8 protein-coding genes are annotated in these 6,160 nt (G+C 69.7%); 4 read left to right on the forward strand and 4 right to left on the reverse strand.

What is annotated here, in order from left to right:
• Window positions 1-24: 24 nt before the first annotated feature.
• A complete protein-coding gene (locus V7D28_RS13195; protein WP_333587845.1) occupies window positions 25-1,215 on the reverse strand; it encodes an acyl-CoA dehydrogenase in 1,191 nt (396 codons plus the stop codon).
• A gap of 224 nt (window positions 1,216-1,439) precedes the next feature.
• On the opposite strand from V7D28_RS13195, the gene V7D28_RS13200 reads away from it, so the two are divergent.
• The 4 genes from V7D28_RS13200 (at window position 1,440) to V7D28_RS13215 (ending at window position 3,759) form a co-directional block, all read left to right on the forward strand.
• The gene (locus tag V7D28_RS13200) at window positions 1,440-1,676 is read left to right on the forward strand and encodes a hypothetical protein (RefSeq protein ID WP_333587846.1); all 237 of its coding nucleotides are present in this window, start codon (window positions 1,440-1,442) and stop codon (window positions 1,674-1,676) included.
• 49 nt (window positions 1,677-1,725) lie between these two features.
• The gene (chpT, locus tag V7D28_RS13205; protein WP_333587847.1) at window positions 1,726-2,439 is read left to right on the forward strand and encodes a histidine phosphotransferase ChpT; all 714 of its coding nucleotides are present in this window, start codon (window positions 1,726-1,728) and stop codon (window positions 2,437-2,439) included.
• A gap of 133 nt (window positions 2,440-2,572) precedes the next feature.
• A complete protein-coding gene (locus V7D28_RS13210) occupies window positions 2,573-2,938 on the forward strand; it encodes a response regulator (RefSeq protein WP_333587848.1) in 366 nt (121 codons plus the stop codon).
• On the forward strand, window positions 2,935-3,759 hold the full coding sequence (locus V7D28_RS13215) for a CheR family methyltransferase (RefSeq protein WP_333587849.1): 825 nt from the start codon (window positions 2,935-2,937) through the stop codon (window positions 3,757-3,759). Before V7D28_RS13210 ends, V7D28_RS13215 begins: the two co-directional genes overlap by 4 nt.
• Before the next feature lie 72 nt (window positions 3,760-3,831).
• Here the strand turns inward: V7D28_RS13215 and V7D28_RS13220 are convergent, their stop codons facing one another.
• The 3 genes from V7D28_RS13220 to V7D28_RS13230 form a co-directional block, all read right to left on the reverse strand.
• Window positions 3,832-3,969: an entericidin A/B family lipoprotein gene (locus V7D28_RS13220; RefSeq protein ID WP_333587850.1), complete on the reverse strand. Its 138-nt coding sequence runs from the start codon at window positions 3,967-3,969 to the stop codon at window positions 3,832-3,834.
• 44 nt (window positions 3,970-4,013) lie between these two features.
• Window positions 4,014-5,669 carry a sensor histidine kinase PhyK gene (gene phyK / locus V7D28_RS13225; RefSeq protein WP_442957941.1) on the reverse strand — a complete coding sequence of 552 codons (1,656 nt, stop codon included), beginning with the start codon at window positions 5,667-5,669 and terminating at the stop codon, window positions 4,014-4,016.
• A gap of 75 nt (window positions 5,670-5,744) precedes the next feature.
• Window positions 5,745-6,160 (reverse strand): sigma factor-like helix-turn-helix DNA-binding protein (locus V7D28_RS13230; RefSeq protein ID WP_333587852.1); only part of this gene is annotated, 416 nt, incomplete at its 5' end.

The following is a 6,160-nucleotide window of genomic DNA, read 5'->3' on the forward strand; positions in this document are numbered from 1 at the left end:
GCGGGCCTGGGGCTGCAACCCCGCCTAGAAGGCGTTCTCGCCGGTGATGGCGCGGCCGAGGATCAGGGCGTGCACGTCGTGGGCGCCTTCATAGGTGTTCACCGTCTCCAGGTTCGCCGCGTGGCGCATCACGTGATACTCGCCGGAAATCCCGTTGCCGCCGTGGATGTCGCGGGCCTCGCGGGCGATGGCCAGGGCCTTCCCGCAGTTGTTGCGCTTCATCAGCGAGATGGCTTCGGGAACCCAGGCGCCCTGGTCGATGAGGCGACCCAGGGCCAGGGCCCCTTCGAAGCCCAGGGCGATCTCGGTCTGCATGTCGGCCAGCTTCTTCTGCACCAGCTGGCGGGCCGCCAGGGGCCGGCCAAAGACCGTCCGGCTGGACACATAGTCCCGGCTGGCGTGCAGGCAGAACTCGGCCGCCCCCATGGCGCCCCAGGCGATGCCGTAGCGGGCCTTGTTCAGGCAGGAGAAGGGACCGCGCAGGCCCGAAACCCCCGGCAGCATCTGATCCTCGGCCACGAAGACGTCGGCGAGCGCGATCTCGCCGGTGACGGAAGCCCGCAGCGACAGCTTGTTCTGGATCTTGGGCGTCTCGAAGCCGTCTATGCCGCGGTCCACCAGGAAGCCGCGGATCACCCCGTCCAGCTTGGCCCAGACCAGGGCGACATCGCAGATGGGGCTGTTGGTGATCCACATCTTGGCCCCGTTCAGCACATAGCCGCCGTCCACCTTGCGCGCGCTCGTGCGCATTGAGGCTGGATCGGAACCGCCATCGGCCTCGGTCAGACCAAAGCAGCCGATGATCTCGCCCCGGGCCATGCCGGGAAGATACTTCTGCTTCTGCGCTTCGGAGCCGAAGGCCTCAATGGGGTACATGACCAGGGACGACTGGACGCTCATGGCCGAGCGATAGCCGGAATCGATGGCCTCCACCTCGCGGGCGATCAGCCCATAGGCCACATGATTGACGCCCGCGCCGCCATAGGTCTCCGAGACCGTCGGCCCCAGGAAGCCCAGCGCCCCCATCTCGCTCATGATCTCGCGGTCGAACCGCTCCTCGGCGAAGGCCGAAACCACCCGCGGCAGGAGCTTGTCCCGCGCATAGGCCCGGGCCGCCTCCCAGACCATGCGCTCATCTTCCGAGAGGCGGCTGGCCAGGTCGAGGGGATCGTCCCAGCGGAAGGTCTTCTGGGGGGTTCCGGAATCGAGCGCCATGGCGGGTCTCCTCTGCAGGTCGGCGGGTCGGGCGACTCCTCCGTTGAAGCCTCTGGGGGTTCAGCGTCGGGCGCGCAAATTCAAGGACTTTTAAGCCTGATCCGATCTCATGGGACCGCAACAGGTTCGGGGCTTCGCTTATGCCCGGTTACGGCGCGGAATTACAGGCGTCTCAATGGCGCGGCAGGCTGCAACTTCTTCCCCCCGATCGGGGTTATGCAGACATGACCGCCGCCGCCCGCACGCCCGACCTCAGCCTCGCCGCCCTGGCGCGCCCGTTCGTGCTGGTGGCGGTCTTCGCCTTCTTCGCAGGCTTCGCCGCCTTCGTGGCCATCAGCCTGGGGGAGGGCCTCTATGAGGTCGACCTGGCCGAGCCGGCCGCCGCCGCCGCCCCCCTGGCGGCGTCCGCCCCCGCCGCGCCGCAGGCCGTGTTCAGCCCGGCGTTCGAGAAACATATCTGAACCGCACGGCGGTTCACCTGCAGGGCAAATCAAGCCAAGCTCGGGCGCCATGACCGATGCTCCCGACCTTCCGGACACAGCCAGCCCGCACAGCGCCAACGCCCCGGTGAGGGCTGCGGCGGACGACGCCGTGGGCGCCGCGCAACTGGCCGCCTTCCTGGCGGCGCGCATGTGCCACGACTTCATCAGTCCGGTCAGCGCCATCGTCTCGGGCCTAGACCTGATGGACGATCCCGACGCCCAGGACATGCGCGAGGATGCGCTCGGCCTCGTGGCCGCCTCGGGACGCAAGCTCGCCCAGATGCTGGCCTTCACCCGGGTTGCGTTCGGCGCCTCGGCCTCGGCCGAAACCTTCGACCCCCGCGAGCTGGAATCCCTGACCCAGGGGGTGTTCGCCCACCTGCGGGCCGATCTCGACTGGCGGGTGGAGGCCCACGCGGTGGACAAGGCGTCGGCCCGCTGCCTTCTCAATCTCGCACAGCTTGCCGGCGGCGCCCTGCCGCTGGGGGGAAAGACCAGTGTGCGGGCGGTCAGCGACGGCGCGACCACCTCCATCGCCGTCGAGGCCGCCGGTCCGAAGGCGCGGTTGCGGCCCGAGGTCGCCGCGGGCCTAAAGGGCGAACGCCTGCCCGAAGGCCTGCTCCACGGCCAATGGGTCCAGGCCTATTATGTGAGCCTGTTCGTGGGGGATGCGGGGGGCCGGGTCCTGGCCGATGCGGCCGAGGAGAAGATCACCTTCGCCGCCACCTTGCCGAAAATCTGAGGCTGGGCCGCCCGGCGCCGACCCAACGCCTCGCCCGCCCAAAGTGAGGCCCGGGGCGGATCAAACCTCGTCAGCCATACGCCTCCTTAACCAGCGTCCCGCGACACTCCCAGCGACAGTTGGGAGTAATCCGTTGAGGACATGCCTCATCGTCGATGACAGCCGGGTGATCCGGAAGGTCGCGCGCCGGATCCTGGAGGACATGGGGTTCGACGCGGCCGAAGCCGCCGATGGCGCAGAGGCGCTGTCCTGGTGCCGCACCGCCATGCCCGACGTGGTGCTGCTGGACTGGAACATGCCGGTGATGAACGGCCTGGAATTCCTGCGTCGCCTGCGCATGGAGCCAGGCGGCGAGGGCCCCAAGGTGATCTTCTGCACTGTGGAGAATGAGACCCCGGCCATACGGGAGGCCCTGGCCTACGGGGCCGACGAGTACATCATGAAGCCCTTCGACAGCGACATCGTCGCCGCCAAGTTCGCCGAGGCGGGCCTGGCATGAGGACCGAGGACCGGGACCTTGTGGTCCAGCTCTGCACGGCGCGATCAGGGCAACAGCTCGATCCCTCCAAGGACTATGCGATCGAAAACCGGCTGGCGCCCGTGGCCCGACGGGAAGGCTTCGACGGGGTGTCAGACCTGATCCAGGCCCTGCGCCAAAGCCGGGACGACAAGCTGGCCTGGGCGATTGTCGAGGCCATGGCCGCCGGCGACACCAGCTTCTTCCGTGATCGCCAGCCCTTCGAGCTGTTCCGTCATGAGATCGCCGCCGATCTCGTCCGTCAGCGCGCCGGTCATCCGGTACGGATCTGGAGCGCGGCCTGCGCCACGGGGCAGGAGATTCACTCCCTGGCCATGATCGTCGACGAGATCGGCGGCCAGTGGCCCGGCGCCCGGTTCGAGCTCTTCGGCTCGGACCTGTCGGAGCGGGCCCTTGAGAAGGCGCAGAGCGGTCTCTACACCCAGTTCGAGGTGCAGCGCGGCCTGCCTATCCGCAGCCTTGTCCGGCATTTCGAGAAGGTGGACGACGCCTGGCTTGTCGCGCCGCGCCTGCGTCAGGCGATCCGCTGGCGGCGGTTGAACCTCATTGGCGACATGAGCCGGGTGCGCGGCTTCGACCTGATCTTCTGTCGCTATGTGCTCAGCGCCATGACCCCGGCCGCCCAGGCCCGGGTGACCCAGAACCTGGCCGAGGCGCTGAATCCCGGCGGGATGGTGGTGTTTGGCCTGAACGAGGGGCCTGGGGCGGATGGCCTGTTCGACCCGGTCGCTCAAAGCGCCGGCGTTTACCGCCTGGACCCGCGGGCGCGGGCGGCCGCCTGAGGACGGTCTCCGCCACCCTGTCCCCCGCGCCCCGAAGGGGCGGGTTGAGAGCGGCGGGAGGCCTTACTTCGATCAGTTGCGGGCGTCTTCGGCGGTGCGGGTCACGGCTTGGCCAGCGGCCTGGACGTCCTGGCCGGCGCCGGAAACGGTGTTGCAGGCGGTGACGCCGAGGCTGGCGGACAGAAGGGCGAAAAGAACGAGTTTGCGCATGGAAATCATCTCCTAGGGTGAAGCTGCGTCGTTCGGCGGAACGGTCAGGCTGCCGCCTGGTTCCCGCTGGCTTCACCGGACGCGCCGGCCGCCGCCGTGGGGAAGGTCAGGCGCACCGTCACCCCGCCCTCGGCGTTGCGCACCACCTCGCTGCGGCCCCTCAGTTGGCGGGCGAAGGCGGTCATCAGGGTCCGGCCGACGCCGGCCCCGCCCAGCGCCTCGTCATTGGCTACGCCGTCATCGGAAATCTCCAGCACGCCCTCGCCGTCCCTCACACGGAAGTCGACGCCCAGCAGGCCGCCGCGGCCGGCGAAGGCGTGCTTCTGGGCGTTGGTGATGGCCTCCACGGCGAACAGGGCCAGGGGCGCCAGCCGGTCCGGATCGATCATCAGGGTGTCGGCGTGCAGCTTGGTGCGCACCGGCGGTCCGCTGAGCGATTCCCCGGCCACCAGCTGGGCGGTCAGCTCCTCCAGGAAGGGACGCAGGTCCACCCGTCGCAGGTCGGGCCCTTGATAGAGGGCGCGATAGACCAGGGCCAGGGCGGAGATGCGCTGGCGGGTGTCGGACATGGCCGCCCGTGCGCCGGGGTCGGACAGGGCGCGCTGCTGCATGCTGAGCAGGCTGGAAATGACCTGCAGGTTGTTCTTCACCCGATGGTGTATCTCCCGCATCAGCTCGTCCTTCTGGGCGAGCGACTCCCGCAGCGAGGCGTCGCGGCCGACAATGGCGTCGGCCATGTCCTCCAGGGTTTCGGCCAGGTCGCGGATTTCGGTGGGCATGTCCTCGGAGCGCGCCGGACGGACGGTCAGCCGGCCGCGGGCATAGAGGGCGGCGATGCGCTGCAGATAGATGAGCCAGCGGACCACCACCCGGTCGGCGGCGATGAAGACCGTGAGCAGCACCACGGCGAAGGTGACGAGCGGCAGGATCAGCCCCGTGAGGGGATTCAGCCTCGCCCAGGACAACAGCCCCGGCGCCGGCGCCGACAGGATGACATACAGGCTGTCGCCGACCAGGGGCGCGGCCACATGGGCGCGCCGCTCGCCGCCCACCCGGGCGTACCACACATGGGCGCCGCGCTGCCGGGTGCGATCAAGCCAGTCGGCCGGCGGCGGGGCGAAGGCCTGCGCCTGCGTCATGGTGACAAAGCGGCCGGCGCCGTCGAGAAGGGCGACGGCGGAGCCCTCGGGCATGGCGCCGGTGTTCGAGCCGGGTTGCAGGCTGGAGAGCGCGATGACGGCCGCCAGCACGCCGTCGAAACGACCATCCGCCGTGCGGGCCGGCACCGCGGCGACAAGGGCGGGCTGTCCGGCATAGTCCACCCCCGGGTCGCGGGTGATCACCAGATCGTCCGAAGCCCGGACCTGCTGGAACCAGTCCCGCTCCGCGCGGCGCGGATCGGCCGGCACGTCCCCGGCCGCGCAGGCCACCCGGCCCAGGGCGTCGAACCGAATGAGGTTGGCGTAGCCGGGTATGCGCTGCACCACCTCGCCCAGGCGCCGCGCGCAGGCGAATCCCACCGACCCTGGAGCCAGGGTTTCCAGGAGGATGTCGGCGGACTCCATCCGCGCCCGGGCGTCTGCGGCGCTGCGCATGGCCGCCGAGGCGAGGCTCTCCCGCTGGAGCTCGGCTTCCCGGTTGAAGGCCAGACCCGTCTGCACGGCGCCCAGCATGAGCACCGGCAACAGGGCCGCGGCCATGGCGCCGATCAGGCGGACGCGGATCGTTCGGAGCGAGGCCCAGGCGTCGCTGTTCACAGCCCCACCCCCGGGCCGTCAGCGGACGGTGCTGAGTCGCTCGGCGTCGGCCAGAATGGAGCGCATGGCGTCACCCGCCGCCCCGCCGTCGCGTTCATAGGCCCCGTCCTCGAGAATGGTCTGCAGAGCCCGCCGCGCACGACTGACCCGGCTTTTCACCGTGCCCACCGCCACGCCGCAGATCTCTGCGGCTTCTTCATAGGCGAAGCCGCCGGCGCCGACCAGGATCAGGGCTTCGCGCTGCTCAGGCGGCAACATGCCCAGGCTCAGGCGGAGCTCGTCCAGGGCGACGGGCGCCTCGGGATCGTCCACCGCCACCAGGGTCCGCTCGGCGGCCTCCTGGTCGAGCTGGCTCTGCCGCCAGGAGCGGCGCTTCTCCGAATAGAACTGGTTGCGCAGGATCATGAAGGTCCAGGCCTTCATGTTCGTGCCCA

Origin of the sequence: Phenylobacterium sp. (assembly GCF_036723115.1) — a bacterium.
Classification (GTDB): domain Bacteria; phylum Pseudomonadota; class Alphaproteobacteria; order Caulobacterales; family Caulobacteraceae; genus Phenylobacterium.